11 protein-coding genes and 4 pseudogenes are annotated in these 13,931 nt (G+C 69.6%); 11 read left to right on the forward strand and 4 right to left on the reverse strand.

Annotation, left to right across the window (positions count from 1 at the left end):
• Positions 1 to 153 precede the first annotated feature (153 nt).
• Complete coding sequence (locus AB0N07_RS39130; protein ID WP_365843641.1) at positions 154 to 2,109, forward strand: amino acid transporter; 1,956 nt, start codon at positions 154 to 156, stop codon at positions 2,107 to 2,109.
• A 108-nt stretch (positions 2,110 to 2,217) separates the two neighbouring features.
• Positions 2,218 to 2,736, forward strand: a complete 519-nt coding sequence (locus AB0N07_RS39135; protein WP_365843643.1) for a hypothetical protein — start codon at positions 2,218 to 2,220, stop codon at positions 2,734 to 2,736.
• A 31-nt stretch (positions 2,737 to 2,767) separates the two neighbouring features.
• On the opposite strand, the pseudogene AB0N07_RS39140 reads toward AB0N07_RS39135, so the two are convergent.
• Both AB0N07_RS39140 and AB0N07_RS39145 read right to left on the reverse strand, forming a co-directional pair.
• Positions 2,768 to 3,011, reverse strand: a pseudogene (locus AB0N07_RS39140) (YnfA family protein); the annotation flags it as partial.
• A gap of 104 nt (positions 3,012 to 3,115) precedes the next feature.
• Entirely contained in the window at positions 3,116 to 5,539 is a 2,424-nt protein-coding gene (locus tag AB0N07_RS39145; RefSeq protein ID WP_365843645.1) for a DUF4118 domain-containing protein, read from the reverse strand.
• A gap of 805 nt (positions 5,540 to 6,344) precedes the next feature.
• Between AB0N07_RS39145 and AB0N07_RS39150 the strand changes: the two genes are divergently transcribed.
• From AB0N07_RS39150 to AB0N07_RS39170, 5 genes are all read left to right on the forward strand, one after another.
• A complete protein-coding gene (locus AB0N07_RS39150) occupies positions 6,345 to 7,193 on the forward strand; it encodes a GH25 family lysozyme (RefSeq protein ID WP_365843647.1) in 849 nt (282 codons plus the stop codon).
• Between the two features lie 5 nt (positions 7,194 to 7,198).
• A complete protein-coding gene (locus tag AB0N07_RS39155; protein WP_365843661.1) occupies positions 7,199 to 7,348 on the forward strand; it encodes a peptidoglycan-binding domain-containing protein in 150 nt (49 codons plus the stop codon).
• Positions 7,318 to 7,548, forward strand: coding sequence for a peptidoglycan-binding domain-containing protein (locus AB0N07_RS39160; RefSeq protein WP_365843649.1), 231 nt, complete (start codon positions 7,318 to 7,320; stop codon positions 7,546 to 7,548). The genes AB0N07_RS39155 and AB0N07_RS39160 overlap by 31 nt, the downstream gene beginning before the upstream one ends.
• A gap of 344 nt (positions 7,549 to 7,892) precedes the next feature.
• Positions 7,893 to 8,264, forward strand: a complete 372-nt coding sequence (locus AB0N07_RS39165) for a hypothetical protein (protein ID WP_365843651.1) — start codon at positions 7,893 to 7,895, stop codon at positions 8,262 to 8,264.
• Positions 8,261 to 9,622, forward strand: a complete 1,362-nt coding sequence (locus tag AB0N07_RS39170) for a caspase family protein (protein WP_365843653.1) — start codon at positions 8,261 to 8,263, stop codon at positions 9,620 to 9,622. The genes AB0N07_RS39165 and AB0N07_RS39170 overlap by 4 nt, the downstream gene beginning before the upstream one ends.
• A 22-nt stretch (positions 9,623 to 9,644) precedes the next feature.
• Here the strand turns inward: AB0N07_RS39170 and AB0N07_RS39175 are convergent, their stop codons facing one another.
• Positions 9,645 to 9,851 (reverse strand): hypothetical protein, encoded by a 207-nt coding sequence (locus AB0N07_RS39175; RefSeq protein ID WP_365843655.1) that lies wholly within the window; start codon positions 9,849 to 9,851, stop codon positions 9,645 to 9,647.
• A gap of 1,044 nt (positions 9,852 to 10,895) precedes the next feature.
• Between AB0N07_RS39175 and AB0N07_RS39180 the strand changes: the two genes are divergently transcribed.
• Entirely contained in the window at positions 10,896 to 11,912 is a 1,017-nt protein-coding gene (locus AB0N07_RS39180; RefSeq protein WP_365843657.1) for a DNA-directed RNA polymerase subunit alpha, read from the forward strand.
• A 110-nt stretch (positions 11,913 to 12,022) separates the two neighbouring features.
• Here AB0N07_RS39180 and AB0N07_RS39185 read toward each other — a convergent pair.
• Positions 12,023 to 12,667: pseudogene (locus AB0N07_RS39185) on the reverse strand (MFS transporter); the annotation flags it as partial.
• Between the two features lie 2 nt (positions 12,668 to 12,669).
• Here AB0N07_RS39185 and AB0N07_RS39190 point away from each other — a divergent pair.
• From AB0N07_RS39190 to AB0N07_RS39200, 3 genes and pseudogenes are all read left to right on the forward strand, one after another.
• Positions 12,670 to 12,876 (forward strand): annotated as a pseudogene (locus AB0N07_RS39190) (phosphotyrosine protein phosphatase); the annotation flags it as partial.
• Positions 12,873 to 13,238: pseudogene (locus AB0N07_RS39195) on the forward strand (FAD-dependent oxidoreductase); the annotation flags it as partial. The pseudogenes AB0N07_RS39190 and AB0N07_RS39195, both read left to right, overlap by 4 nt.
• Positions 13,239 to 13,438: 200 nt before the next feature.
• Positions 13,439 to 13,855 carry a hypothetical protein gene (locus AB0N07_RS39200; protein ID WP_365843659.1) on the forward strand — a complete coding sequence of 139 codons (417 nt, stop codon included), beginning with the start codon at positions 13,439 to 13,441 and terminating at the stop codon, positions 13,853 to 13,855.
• The last annotated feature ends 76 nt before the right edge of the window (positions 13,856 to 13,931 follow it).

The raw sequence follows: 13,931 nt of genomic DNA on the forward strand, positions 1-13,931 counted from the left end.
TGTCGGGGCGCCGCCCGGTCGCTCTTAACGCCATCTTGACGCATCCGGAGCACGCTCCCGTGGGCCCACACGTCACTCTCTGCTTACGCTGGTGCCGCCGTCCGTGTGATGGCCGGAACCCCACGCTGAGCCGCACATCAGGAGAGCACGTCGATGGTCGCCACCGAACACCCGCCGCAAAGCCGCCTGCGGACATGGATGCTGCAGGGCCTGTCCGACATGGGCAAGCAGGGCGGCCACACCGGGCCGCATGCCGAGCCCGAGCCCCCGCACAAGGGCCAGCGCTGGTACCGGGTGATGTGCCTGACCGGCGTCGACTACTTCTCCACCCTCGGCTACCAGCCCGGCATCGCAGCCCTCGCGGCCGGCCTGCTCTCCCCGATCGCCACCCTGGTACTCGTCGTCGTCACCCTGGCCGGCGCGCTTCCGGTCTACCGTCGCGTGGCGGAGGAGAGTCCCCACGGCGAGGGTTCCATCGCGATGCTGGAGCGGCTGCTGTCCTTCTGGCAGGGCAAACTCTTCGTCCTGACCCTGCTGGGCTTCGCCGCCACCGACTTCCTGATCACCATCACCCTGTCGGCCGCGGACGCCTCCACCCACCTCATCGAGAACCCCCACCTGACCAGCGCCCTGCACGGTCAGCAGATGCTGATCACGCTCATCCTGGTCGCCCTGCTCGGCGCGGTCTTCCTCAAGGGCTTCCTGGAGGCCATCGGCGTCGCGGTCACGCTGGTGGTGGTCTACCTCGGTCTGAACGCCGTCGTCGTGGCCGTCGGCTTCTGGCACGTGATCACCGCCGGGCACGTCGTCACCGACTGGACCAGCGCCCTGACCACCCAGCACGGCAACGTCTTCGCCATGATCGGCGTCTCCTTGCTGGTCTTCCCAAAGCTGGCCCTGGGCTTGTCCGGCTTCGAGACCGGCGTCGCGGTCATGCCGCACGTCCAAGGCGACCCCGGCGACACCGAGGAGAACCCCAAGGGCCGCATCCGCGACACGAAGAAGCTCCTCACGGCAGCCGCCCTGATCATGAGCGTCTTCCTGATCGCCACCAGCTTCATCACCACGGTGCTCATCCCGGAGAACGAGTTCAAGACCGGCGGCCCGGCCAACGGACGCGCCCTCGCCTACCTGGCGCACCAGTACCTGGGCGGCGCGTTCGGCACGGTGTACGACGTCTCCACGATCGCCATCCTCTGGTTCGCCGGCGCCTCGGCCATGGCCGGCCTGCTCAACCTGATGCCGCGCTACCTGCCCCGCTACGGCATGGCCCCGCACTGGGCCCGCGCGGTACGCCCGATGGTGATCGTCTTCACCCTGATCGCCTTCCTGGTCACGTGGATCTTCGACGCCAACGTCGACGCGCAGGGCGGCGCCTACGCGACCGGCGTGCTGGTCCTCATGTCGTCCGCGGCGATCGCGGTGACCATCGCTGCCCGGCGCGCGGGCCAGCGCAACTGGACCATCGGCTTCGCGGCCGTCTCGGCGGTCCTGCTCTACGTGACCGTCGCCAACGTCTTCGAACGCCCGGACGGCGTCAAGATCGGTGCCTGCTTCATCGTCGGCATCATCCTGGTCTCCCTGCTGTCCCGGCTGGCCCGCGCCTTCGAGCTGCGGGTGACGCACGTCGAGCTGGACGACATGGCGGAACGATTCATCCGGGACATCGCCAGCCGGAAGATCCGATTCATCGCCAACGAGCCCGGCCGACGCGACAAGGCCGAATACCGCGACAAGATCGAGCAGATCCGGGCCGACAACGACATGCCGGAGCAGGAAGACTTCGTCTTCGTCGAGGTCACGGTCACCGACCCGTCCGAGTTCGAGGCCGGTCTGACAGTGCGCGGCGAGGTCCTGCACGACCGCTACCGCGTGCTGACCCTGGAGTCCTCCTCCATCCCCAACGCCCTGGCCGCGCTCGCCCTCCACGCCCGGGACATCACCGGCTGCATCCCGCACATCTACTTCGAGTGGACCGAGGGCAGCCCCTTCGCCAACTTCCTGCGCTTCTTCCTCTTCGGCCAGGGCGAGGTCGCCCCCGTCACCCGAGAGGTCCTGCGCGAGGCCGAACCGGACCGTGTCCGCCGACCACGCGTCCACACCGGCTGACTACCGCGTGGGCGACCGCGTCAGGATCCCGTCAAGATTCGCCCGTACGCGCTAAGGCCCCGTTAGCAATGCTCGCCGGACCCCGTCCCGGCGCCTAGCGTCAGCGCCATGCGACAGAGCGGACCGGCGAGCTCGGCCGGCGACCGCCACTGGCGTGGCAGCGCCCGGCTCGCGCTGTGCTGCGCGCTCGTGTTCTGCGCCATGAGCATCCTGGTCGACTGGGACGCGGGAAGCCTGACGCCCCTGCGTGCCCTGCTCTGGGTCACCCTGTCAACCGCCGTATGCGCGATCCTGCTCCCGGCGCGGGTGAGTGCCGGCCCCGGCTGGCTGGCGGTCCGCACCCCCTGGCGCCGGAGAGTGATCCACACGGACGCCCTGACGACCGTACGGCAGTACGACGGCGTCTCCTCCCACCTGGTCCTGCGGGATGTCCATGGGCACGCCCTGGAACTCGACCCCCGGGTGCTGGCCGCCAATCCGCTGCTTTGGCACGATCTAGACACGGGCGTCCGTCGCTCCCTGGAGCGCGGAACGCTGCGCTCCGGAGCGGACGTCATGGAGCGACTGGGGCAGCACATCGACGACGACACGGTCCAGGCGGTGCTTCGGGCATCGGGACTTTCCTGACCGTAGGGCAGCACCTCCGCCCATCCTTGCGGCGGTCGGGACGGCAGCCGTCGGCGACCATGCCCCAGGCGATCGACCCGGCGACAAAGGTGCCGCCGTAGGCCGCCAGGAGCATCCGAAATGGGAGGCGGGCTGGAACGTGGCGACGAAGCCGTGGAGACCGAGCGCGACGCACCCGCCCCAATCCACAGCCAGCCTCGGTGTTCGCGGGCGCCCTGCCAGACCAGCCACGCCCCGCCGATCTCGAACAGAGCGGCGACGAAGAACAGGGCGATGGAAACGGGCGACGAGCACGGCGGAGGTTTTCTGGATTGGCCTGCACCGCTGAACTGGGTGTCGTCCTCTTCGATCGCGCTCAGCCCCGCCGCCCGGCGCGAGGTCACGGGCGTGTGGAGGCGGCGGGAAAGGTGAGGGTCACCGAGAACAGCCGACCGCTGTCGTCCGCCGATTCGAGCGTGCCACCCATGGCCTCGGTCAGGTCCCGGGAAAGCCGCAGCGTCAGGCTGTCCGGGTGCGGGGCGCCGTCGGGGCCGCCGGTCAGGCGGATGCGCAGTCGGCTGTCGAGGACTTCGGTGGTCAGTGCGGGCGGCCGTTCCGGCGGACTGTGGCGCAAGGCGTCCGCCGCGAGGGCGGTCAGCACCCGGGTGAGGAGCGCGGCGTCCGCGATCACGTCGGGTTGCTGTTCCGGCAGCCGGACCTCGATGGTGCGGCCACCGGGCCCCAGGTCGTCCAGTACGGCGGTGAGCACCTCGTCGAGATCGACCGGGCGCAGGTAGAGGTCGAGGGCCCCGCCCTGCAGCCGGTCGAGGTCGGCCAGGTCGGCGACGACCTGAGCGGCGCGGCGGATCGACGCCTGAGCCGTGTCCGTGTCGTGCCGGTCGAGGGCGTCTTCTGCCGTGCGCAGCCGCTCGCGCAGATCGCGGTCGGCCGTCCGGATCAGGGAGGAGCGGGTGTGTTCGGCGGCGGCGAGGGTGTCGGTTTCGGCGGCGTGCCGGGCGAGCCGGCCGTGCAGATGGGCCATGCCGAGTTGGGCCGCGCAGGCACTGAGGATCCGCTGGTCGTCGGTGGCCAGGCTGCCACGGGCCGCCAGGGTCAGGTCGTCGCTGACGGGGCTTTCGACATCGGCTTCGTACGGCTGCTCGGGCGGGTCGACACCGGCGCTGGCGACCACGTACCAGCGGGGGCCCGGTGATGCGTCGGGGTTGCGTTCGAGCAGGCTGGCACCGGTCAGCCCGAAGTTCTCCCGTACCTGTTCGACGAGGGTCGGCAGGTCCCGTCCGTGCATCATGGCGCTCGCCAGCCGGCTCAGTACCTGCGCCTCCCATGTGGCGCGTATGGCCTGCCGGGTGCGCCGCGCGGCCGCGTCGGTGGCCGCGCCGACCAGAGCCGCGGTGACGACGAAGCCCACGAGGGCGAGGACTTCGCCGCCGCGGTCGACCCGCAGCGAGTGAAAGGGCGTGGTGAAGTAGTAGTCGGCGAGCGCTGCCGCAACGATCGCCGCCGCCAGCGCCGGGACCAGCCCTCCGACCAGGGCCGTGGCGACGACGGCGACAAGGAACACCACCAGTACCCCGGACAGGTCGAGTCGGGTGGCGGGGGCGGTCAGGATCAGGGTCAGCGCCGGCAGCAGCAGTGCCGCCCCCGCCGTCGCGAGCCAGAACCGGCGTGGCCCGGCACCCCGGCCCGGACCCGTTTTCCGCGGTTTGAAAGCGGAGCCGGCCGCCTCCTCGTGGGTGACCACATGAACGTCGATGGGGCCCGAGCCGCGGATCGTGCGGTGCCCCACTCCGGCGTCCAGCAGCAGCGACAGCCGGCCGCGGCGGCTGGCGCCGAGCACGATCTGGGTGACGTTCTCGGCCCGGGCGAACTGCAGCAGAGCCTCGACCACCGACTCGCCGGTCGTCTGGTGGTAGGTGCCGCCCAGCGACTCCACCAGGGCACGCTGGGCCGAAAGGGCGGTCGGATCGGCGTGGGTGAGGCCGTCGGCCGGCACGACGTGCAGCGCCAGCAGTTCGCTGCCCGGGCTACGAGCGGCGATCCGGGCCGCTCGGCGGATCAGAGTCTCGCCCTCCGGCCCTCCGGTCAGCCCCACCATGATCCGCTCGCGGGTCTCCCAGGGGGCCGCGATGCCGTGCTCGGCGCGATAGCGCTGCAGACTTTCCTCCACCCGGTCGGCGAGCCACAGCAGCGCCAGTTCGCGCAGCGCGATGAGGTTGCCCACCCGGAAGTAGTGGGTCAGAGCGGCCTCGATCCGGTCCGGCGGGTAGATGGCGCCGTGCGCCAGGCGGCGGCGCAGCACCTCGGGCGGCAGGTCGACCAACTCGATCTGGTCGGCGCGACGGGCCACCTCGTCCGGCAGCGTCTCGCGCTGGCGCACCCCGGTGATCTGCCGGACGACATCGTTCAGGGACTCCAGGTGCTGGACGTTGAGCGTGGTGACGACATCGATCCCGGCATCGAGCAGTTCCTCCACGTCCTGCCACCGCTTGGCGTTGCGGGTGCCGGTGCCGGCCACGTTGGTGTGGGCGAGCTCGTCCACCAGGGCGACCTGGGGGCGGCGGGCCAGCACCGCGTCGAGGTCCATCTCGGTGAACTCCGCTTCCCGGTGGGTCACCCTGCGCCGTTCCACCGTCTCCAGGCCCTCGGCCATGGCCGCCGTCGGCCGCCGCCCGTGCGGCTCGACGAATCCCGCGACCACGTCCGCGCCGGAGGCACGCAGCCGCTGGCCCTCCTCGAGCATGGCGTACGTCTTCCCCACACCCGGGGCGGCCCCCAGGTAGATCCGCAACCCTCCACGTGCCATCCCCGGGGCTCCCGCCGGCTCATCGCGCTCACCCACTTAGCGCTTTCCCTCCATGGTGGACCTGGAACACCGGCGTTAACGAGACACGACGCGGACGACCGCGTGCGGAGCACGACCCGCCTCGCCCTCCCGGGCAGTCGGACAACCTGGCTCGCTAGTGGTCCAAGGCCCGCCGAATGGTGGGAACGTGCGAGGCCCACGCCGTTGATGCGCTGGCCAGGAGGCGCTCAAGAGCGTCAAACGAGCCGTAGTTCGGCCATGTTGCCACCAGAAGCACGTGCAGGTGGGCCGCCGTCTCGCACATCAGGTCGGCGACCAGGTCGAGAGCTTCCGGGGCGTGGACGGGGCCATTGCTTTGCCACAAGTCGCCGCTGGAATGCCCGGCCCGGCCGTGGGCATGGTTGCTGAGTCGTCTGTACAGGTCCGGGCTCCGGCTCGTGCTGTGCCCTCCGAACAGACGCTCTCGGCCGGCCTGGCCCAAGAGAGGAAGTACGCCAGTGCGTGGGAGCCATTTCCGAGCCGTCGTGTAGGGAATCTCGTCAATTCACGGCATTCCACCGCTGGGCCCGCTGGAGATCGCCGGCGGCAGCAAGTGCGAAGGCGACGGTGAACCGTTCGAAGGCGGTGCGGAGGCAGCCCACCGCCGGCCGATAGAACCCATGCACGGTGTTGAAGACCGCGGCATCCCCCCGGCCCCTGCCCGGTGCCTCCGGCGCCGCAGGGGCCGGTGTGCGGTGTCGCCAGGCCCGGACGGACCAGCGACGCCGGCCATGACTGACCACAAAGCCAGAACGGAGAGACAGCGATGACGTATCCCCACGCCCGCGGCAGAGCGGTGGGTCGGGCCGGGTGGCGGGTCCGCGCTGCGGCGGTGCTCGCCGTCGGACTCGCGAGCCTGTGCACCGGCGTCCACGGCGTGGCCCGCGCGGACACCACCGCGGCCACCGGGGCGGCCCGCTCCACGGCTCAGGTGCGCGGGCTCGACGTGAGTGGCTACGACCCCCGTGTCGACTGGAAAGCGACGGCCGCCGAGGGCGCCGCCTTCGCCTACGTGAAGGCGACCGAAGGGGTCAGCTACACCAGTAGCTACTTCACACAGCAGTACAACGGGGCGGCCGGAGCCAGTCTGATACGTGGCGCCTACCACTTCGCCCGCCCGGACGCCTCCGGCGGACGTGCGCAGGCCGACTACTTCCTGGCCCACGGCGGCATATGGAAGCGCGACGGCAGGACCCTCCCCGGAGCCCTGGACATCGAGGCCAAAGCGCACGGTGACCCCTGCTGGGGACTCAGCCACAGCGCGATGACCAGCTGGATCGCGGCGTTCGTGAACGAGTTCCACGCCCGGACGGGCCGCCACCCGGTGATCTACACCGCCGCCGGCTGGTGGGCGGCCTGCACCGGGAACCACCGGGGCTTCGGCAGGACCGACCCGCTGTGGATCGTCAACCAGTCCGGCACGCCCACCCCGCTGCCCGCCGGCTGGAACACCTACACGCTCTGGCAGACCGCCGCCTCGGGCGCCTTCCCGGGGGACCAGGATGTCTTCAACGGCATGCTGAAGGACCTGAAGACCTTCGCCCTGGGTGACTACACACCTCCGCCGCCGGCTCCCAGCTGGCCTCTGGTGCAGCAGGGGCAGGCCGGCAGGTGACCACCGTGCAGTACCTGCTCGCCGCCCACGGAGCGCACCTTGCGGCGGACGGCCGGTTCGGGGCCGGAACCCGGGACGCCGTGATCACCTTCCAGAGGGCCCAGGGACTGACCCCGACGGCATCGTGGGGCCGAACACCTGGCAGCGCCTGGTAGTCACCGTGCAGCAGGGCGACACCGGCGCGGCTGTGCGGGCGGTCCAGGCCGAGCTGAAGGCCCAGGGCGCGGCTGTCACGGTGGACGGCCGGTTCAGGGCCGGAACCCGCGACGCCGTCATCGCCTTCCAGAAGTTCAGCGGGCTGACTCCGGACGGCACCGTAGGTCCCAGCACTTGGATGAATCTGGTGAGTTGGTAGGGCGGCCGAGGCGCCCGGTCCACCTGTCGTGTGTCATCGAGCTCCCTGTCGTCCACAACATCACGACACCGGGGGCACGGGGTCGGCCTGGTCTCGTCCACCGTCTTGTCGCCGCGGAGCGGCATCGGCGCCCGCAGCCGGCTCGAATGGCTGGTGGGCGCCCTTGGCGCGCTGGACCTCAGCAACAGACGACGTCCTCGTCGAGACCGCGGTGGTCCAGGTCCACGACAGGTCGCGGTCGGCTACGACGGCGCACCTCGCCCGCTGGCCGACGGGCAGACTTCGGACATCGCAATTTTGCCGTTCGAGCGTTCGGGCCACCGGCGGCCCGGCAGGATGATCCCGTGGAATCAACACGCCGCGTCCGGATAGCCGTCCTCAGTTCCGAGGGCGAGACCGTACTCAGATCGCTGCTCGACTGGCTGCGCCACGAGGACGAGTTGCGTGGTCGGGCAGTGCTGGAGCGCGCGGCGCCACGGCCCGGTGAGATGGGCGGACTGGTTGACGCGCTGGTGGTGGCGCTGGGGTCTGGAGGAGCGGGAGCGGTACTCGCCCGGTCCCTTTCGACCTGGCTCTGGCAGCGACGCTCGGATCTCAAGATCACCATCACCTCGGGCGGCCGCACCATAGAACTTGATGCGCAGCGGGTCCCCGACGCTCAGGCACTGATCCGGGAGGTCGGTGGTCTGCTCCGTGACCAGGAGGCCGGGAGTTGACGCGTTTTCCCGAAGCCGCCCGTTCCCGGGCTGTTCTGATCGGCACCAGCCGGTTCCCCAAGGCTCCCGAGCTGCCGTCGATCCCTGCCGTGGCCGCCAACCTGAACGCGTTGCGTCAGGTTCTCACCGATGCAGCCGCCGGTACGATCACGCCCGAGCTGTGCCAGGTCGTCTCCGATCCTGTCGACATGCAGCGCCTGGGTCCCCTCCTCAGCAACACGATTCGTGAAGCGACGGACGTCTTGCTCGTGTACTACGCGGGACACGGTCTGCTCGACGACAAGGGCCGCCTCTACCTCAGCCTGACCGGGACCGAGCCGTCCCTGCTGCGCTATACGGCCCTGCCGCTCGACACCCTCCGCGAGGAGCTGGCCAGCAGCCCAGCGGCCATCCGGATCCTGATCCTCGACTGCTGCTTCTCAGGCCGGGCCATTGAGGCCATGGGCGACGAACAGGGCCTGATCATTGGTCAGTTGGAAGTTGCCGGCACATACACCCTCACCTCGACCACCGCCAACGCCCCCTCCCATGCACCAAGCGGCGAAACGTACACGGCCTTCACCGGTGCTCTGCTCCAGGCACTCCGCCAGTCCGGGCCACAGACCCTGGACGCGATCTACCAGCGGGTCACACAGAGCCTTGCCACACGCGGACTGCCGCGCCCGCAGCGTCGCGCGCTGAACACCGCCGGCGATCTCGCGCTGGCCCGTGGCCCAGCGTCGGCAGCTCCGCCATCCCCAGCCCACGACGACGTGCGGTTTCGTCCCGACACGGCGACCGCTGCCCGTAACAGGCGCCAGCCCATGGCCATTGGTGGCGTCGGCACGCTGTTCTTCGGCTGGATCTTCACCGAGGCACTGAGGACGGCGTCGCCGCACTGGTCGGACTGGCTGAGCTGGGTGGGACCCCTGATGATCGGCATCCCGATGCTGCTCTCTCTGTGGCTCTTCGGGGCTGCACTGTTCGCGAGCGACCGGCACGTCGCGACGCTGGTCCTCAACTCCGAGGAAATCAGGTTCATGCGTGGCCGCGGTGGTGTCCGCGTGCCGTGGACGGACATCTCCCACGTCGGGCTCATGCGAGGGTCGGTCCACCATCCCGTCCGCCAACCGCACCAGGAGAGGCTGACGGTCTTGGCCGTCCGCCTGCGCGCGGAGGCCCCCGTTCCGAAGACGAGTACGGGGCTCTCCAGGGCTCATCGTGAGCTCGGCTACGTGGGCATCTGCGTCCTCGGGGCGATCGGGGCGGATCGGCGCAATCTGCTGGCGGCGCTCGAATGCTTCGCCGGCCCCCGTCTCGTCCGTACGCCCCGCGATTTCCTGCACATTGACCCGCGGCTCAGCCCGGACATGGTCTGAGCCGGGTCCTTCACGTGGCTCATCACGCGGTCTTGGCCGGGTTGACGTCGCCCAGCTCGACCACAAGGGCCATCGCCCGCTGTGGACCGCGGCCGCCGCCGATCCGAGGGCTGGACAATGCGCGCAGCCGCCGAGCACGTCGGCGCGGCAGACGCGTCCGTACGCAGCAAGGGTTCCCGCCGGGTTCGACGGCGACCGGCGGCCCGGCCCGGGCCTGCTGATCCGTCATCTCCCGGGCCGCCGAACGCGTGGCAGGGCGTACGCACCGGTGCGCGGCCGGTCGTCGGGCAGCCCTGGTGACGCGGCAGGACGGCCTTGACAACTGCACGACGGGCCTCGCCGGAGCAATCCGGCGAGGCCCGTCCTCTCAGGTCCCCGTCTGCACTGAATCCCCCGTCGAACCAGACCGCCAGACGTGCCTCACGTGTCACGCCCGTGTCACCAACCCCGTAGACGCTCCCGGACCTCAGGAAATCCACCTACGCAAACGGTATGGTTTCGGACCACGTGGACGCCTAAAAGACGGTCTCTACGACATGTGCCATGTAGCACCGAGGGTGCATCCCATGACCCAGGACTGGAGCCTGTTCTGGCCCGTCAAAGCGGTATTGCAGGGTTTCGACGTTCGTCTCACTCACCCGCCCACGCTCCCACATCTCACACTCTATGCAGGAGCGGGGGTGGAGACGCTCGCCAGACCTCCCCACGTATCCGCCGCCGGCCGAAGGTCCTCGACACCCGGCTTCACATACCAGCGCTTCGTGGATCGGATCAGACAGGACTGCTCACTCTCCTTGAGGGCGCGGAACCCCTCCACGCAGGCACAGGCGCCGCTGCGTGTCAGCGAAGGGCTCCGCGGTCATCAGGACAGCAGGCAACAGGACCGTTCACTTCTCCCAGGAGCCTGCGCCTCTGTCCACTTCGTCCGGCACGGCCCCCTCGACGGGCTCAGCCGAATGCGAACACCTTCAATGGTCGTCACCATCGCCGGTTCGGCCAACCGGCGATCATGGTCTATGTTGCGCTCGCCACCGGCTGGGATCCGGCCTCACCATCTCCAATGCGACCTCGCTCAGGAGCCCACCCCGAAGGACCGAAGTACAGGGTCACGCCATCGGGGACGAGCACCAAAGCTCATCCCGTGGGGCAGTTGTGGATGCGAGCGCCGTGCACCACGAAAGTGCGGCGCGTCACCGGAGACCGTATGGCCCGTACCCTTCATGGTGTCTACGGCGTCACCTAGCGGGCGCCAAACCACTGGAGGCAACACCTCGTGCTGATCGCTCAGCGTCCTTCCCTGACCGAAGAGGTCGTCGACGAGTTCCGCTCCCGGTTCGTGATCGAGCCGCTGGAGCCGGGCTTCGGCTACACCCTCGGCAACTCCCTGCGTCGCACGCTCCTCTCCTCGATCCCCGGTGCGGCGGTCACGTCCATCCGCGTCGACGGCGTCCTGCACGAGTTCACCACCGTGCCGGGCGTCAAGGAGGACGTCACCGACCTGATCCTCAACATCAAGCAGCTGGTCGTCTCCTCGGAGCACGACGAGCCGGTCGTGATGTACCTGCGCAAGCAGGGCCCGGGTCTCGTCACCGCCGCCGACATCGCGCCCCCGGCCGGTGTCGAGGTGCACAACCCCGACCTGGTCCTCGCCACGCTCAACGGCAAGGGCAAGCTGGAGATGGAGCTGACGGTCGAGCGCGGCCGCGGTTACGTCTCCGCCGTGCAGAACAAGCAGGTGGGCCAGGAGATCGGCCGTATCCCGGTCGACTCCATCTACAGCCCGGTGCTCAAGGTCACGTACAAGGTCGAGGCGACCCGTGTCGAGCAGCGCACCGACTTCGACAAGCTGATCGTCGACGTCGAGACCAAGCAGGCCATGCGTCCCCGTGACGTCGTGGCGTCGGCCGGCAAGACCCTGGTCGAGCTGTTCGGTCTCGCCCGCGAGCTGAACATCGACGCCGAGGGCATCGACATGGGCCCGTCCCCCACCGACGCCGCGCTCGCCGCCGACCTGGTAATGCCGATCGAGGAGCTGGAGCTCACCGTCCGGTCGTACAACTGTCTAAAGCGCGAGGGCGTCCACTCCGTGGGTGAGCTCGTGGCTCGTTCCGAGGCCGACCTGCTCGACATTCGCAACTTCGGTACGAAGTCGATCGACGAGGTCAAGGCGAAGCTCGCCGGCATGGGCCTCGGCCTCAAGGACAGCCCGCCCGGATTCGACCCGACCGCCGCCGCACTCGGTGCGGACGACAACGCGGACGCGGGTTTCGTGGAGACGGAGCAATACTGAACGCTGCGCAGGCGGACGGTGAGTGTGGATGTCGCCCAGGCTGCGATTGCTGCAACTGACCGCCCGCAGACACCCAGAGAGCCCCAGATCTGACCGCAGTGAACTCTTCTTCAGCTCCCCAGCGCGAGGAGCACCGCTACGGCGGATACCAGTGCGAGCATGGCGAACAAGCCGGGATAGCCGCCGAGCGGGCCGGCCAGCGCGGCTCCTGCGAAGGGGGCCAGGGCAGACGCGATGGTGGCCGGGGCGGCCAGTAGCCCGGACAGACGCCCGTAGTGTGTCGTGCCCCAGCGGTCGGTGACGGCGGTGGCCTGGAGCAGGGTGGGGTTGCCTCGCACCATGCCGGCCGCGATCGCGATGCCCACCAGCAGGCGGAAGGGTCCGGAGACCATCGCGAACGCGGCGGTAGTGGTCCCGCCCAGAGCGATCAGGGCGGTCGTGCGGGTCGTGACACCGGTGCGGTTGGCGACGGCGGCGTACAGGGTGCGGCCACGTGTCTGTCCTGCTCCTCCGAGCCCGAGGGCCCAGGCGGCGGCGGTGGGGCCGGCGCCGCGTGCGATCAGCAGGGGCACGAGGGCGATGACGACCGCGTACATGGCGAAGCTGTTCAGCGTGAGCGCCGTGGCGAGCATCAGGAACGGTCGGCTGCGGGTCACCGAGCCGCCGTTACCGGCCCGTTGGGAGGGCGACGCTGGTGCGGGCGGCCAAGGACCTCGGAGCGCGAGGGCATGGGCGGGGATGGTCACGAGGGCCAGGCACCGTCGACGCGGTCAAGGAGTCGGACGTCTGCGTCACCATGGGCTGCGGCGACACCTGCCCGGTCTTCCCCGGCAAGCGGTACCTGGACTGGCAGCTGGACGACCCGGCGGGCCAGGGCGTCGAGGCGGTCCGTCCGATCCGGGACGAGATCAAGGTGCTGGTCGAGGGCCTGATCAAGGAGATCGCGCCGGAGAAGGCGGCGTGAGCGGCGGCGAGATACGCAACGTCAACGTCATAGGCTCCGGCCCCGCCGGTTACACCGCCGCCCTCTACACCGCCCGCGCCTCGCTGAAGCCACTGGTCTTCGAGGGCGCGGTCACGGCCGGCGGGGCACTGGTGCAGACGACCGAGGTGGAGAACCTCCCCGGCTTCCCGGGCGGCATCATGGGCCCCGACCTCATGGACAACATGCGGTCCCAGGCCGAACGCTTCGGCGCCGAACTCGTCCCCGACGACATCGTCGCCGTCGACCTCACCGGCACGGTCAAGACCGTCACCGACAGCATGGGGACCGTCCACCGGGCCAAGGCCGTCATCGTGGCAACCGGCTCGCAGCACCGCAAGCTCATCGATCTGTCCGGTGAGCTTGCGGTGCGCTCCGCGAGCATGTGCAACCGGGCCCGGGCGGGCTCGCCACCGTGTGAACTACAGCCCCGTTGGCCCTGCCGCCGATTGGGGCCTGCCCAAGCCGAGTAGATCGGCCGGCCATGGGAAAGATCAGGGCTTACGAACGGGCATCTCCGCTCGCCTACGCGCAAGGATCGCCGATGCTTCCTGAGGTCCGCCCCCACGTATCCGCCGCCCTGGCACACCAGTTGGAACATCAATTGGGTCTGGCTTCGCGTCTCGAGGCCGGCCGGCTCGATGTGGAGGGCGTCGCCGGCATCGCAGTCGTCGCAGCTGCCCATTCCGACGCCTATGCGGCCACCGGCCATCTCCTCGGGCTGCTGGCCGCGCTGCCTCCCCCCACCGAGGCAGGCGAACGCTTCTGGTCGGATCTGTGGAGGTCGTCGGGCACCGCATACCTGCTACCCGTCAACATGAAGACTCAGGTGCTGCGTTCTCTGGAAGGAGAGGGAACCGCCCTGGCCAGGCAGATCCTCTCGGCCGTCGATGAGATGACCCCGCCCCAGCGCATAGCGGCCGGGGAGGTGGTCGGTCAAGCCCCAAGGCCGGGAAGTTAAGGATCTTCTGGTCGGTGTCGAGCGTGTCGGGTCAGCAGGCGAGGGCGTAGGTGGCGGGGCCGGTCTTGTGGATCAG

The sequence above is a fragment of the Streptomyces sp. NPDC051172 genome, from assembly GCF_040682555.1.
Classification (GTDB): domain Bacteria; phylum Actinomycetota; class Actinomycetes; order Streptomycetales; family Streptomycetaceae; genus Streptomyces.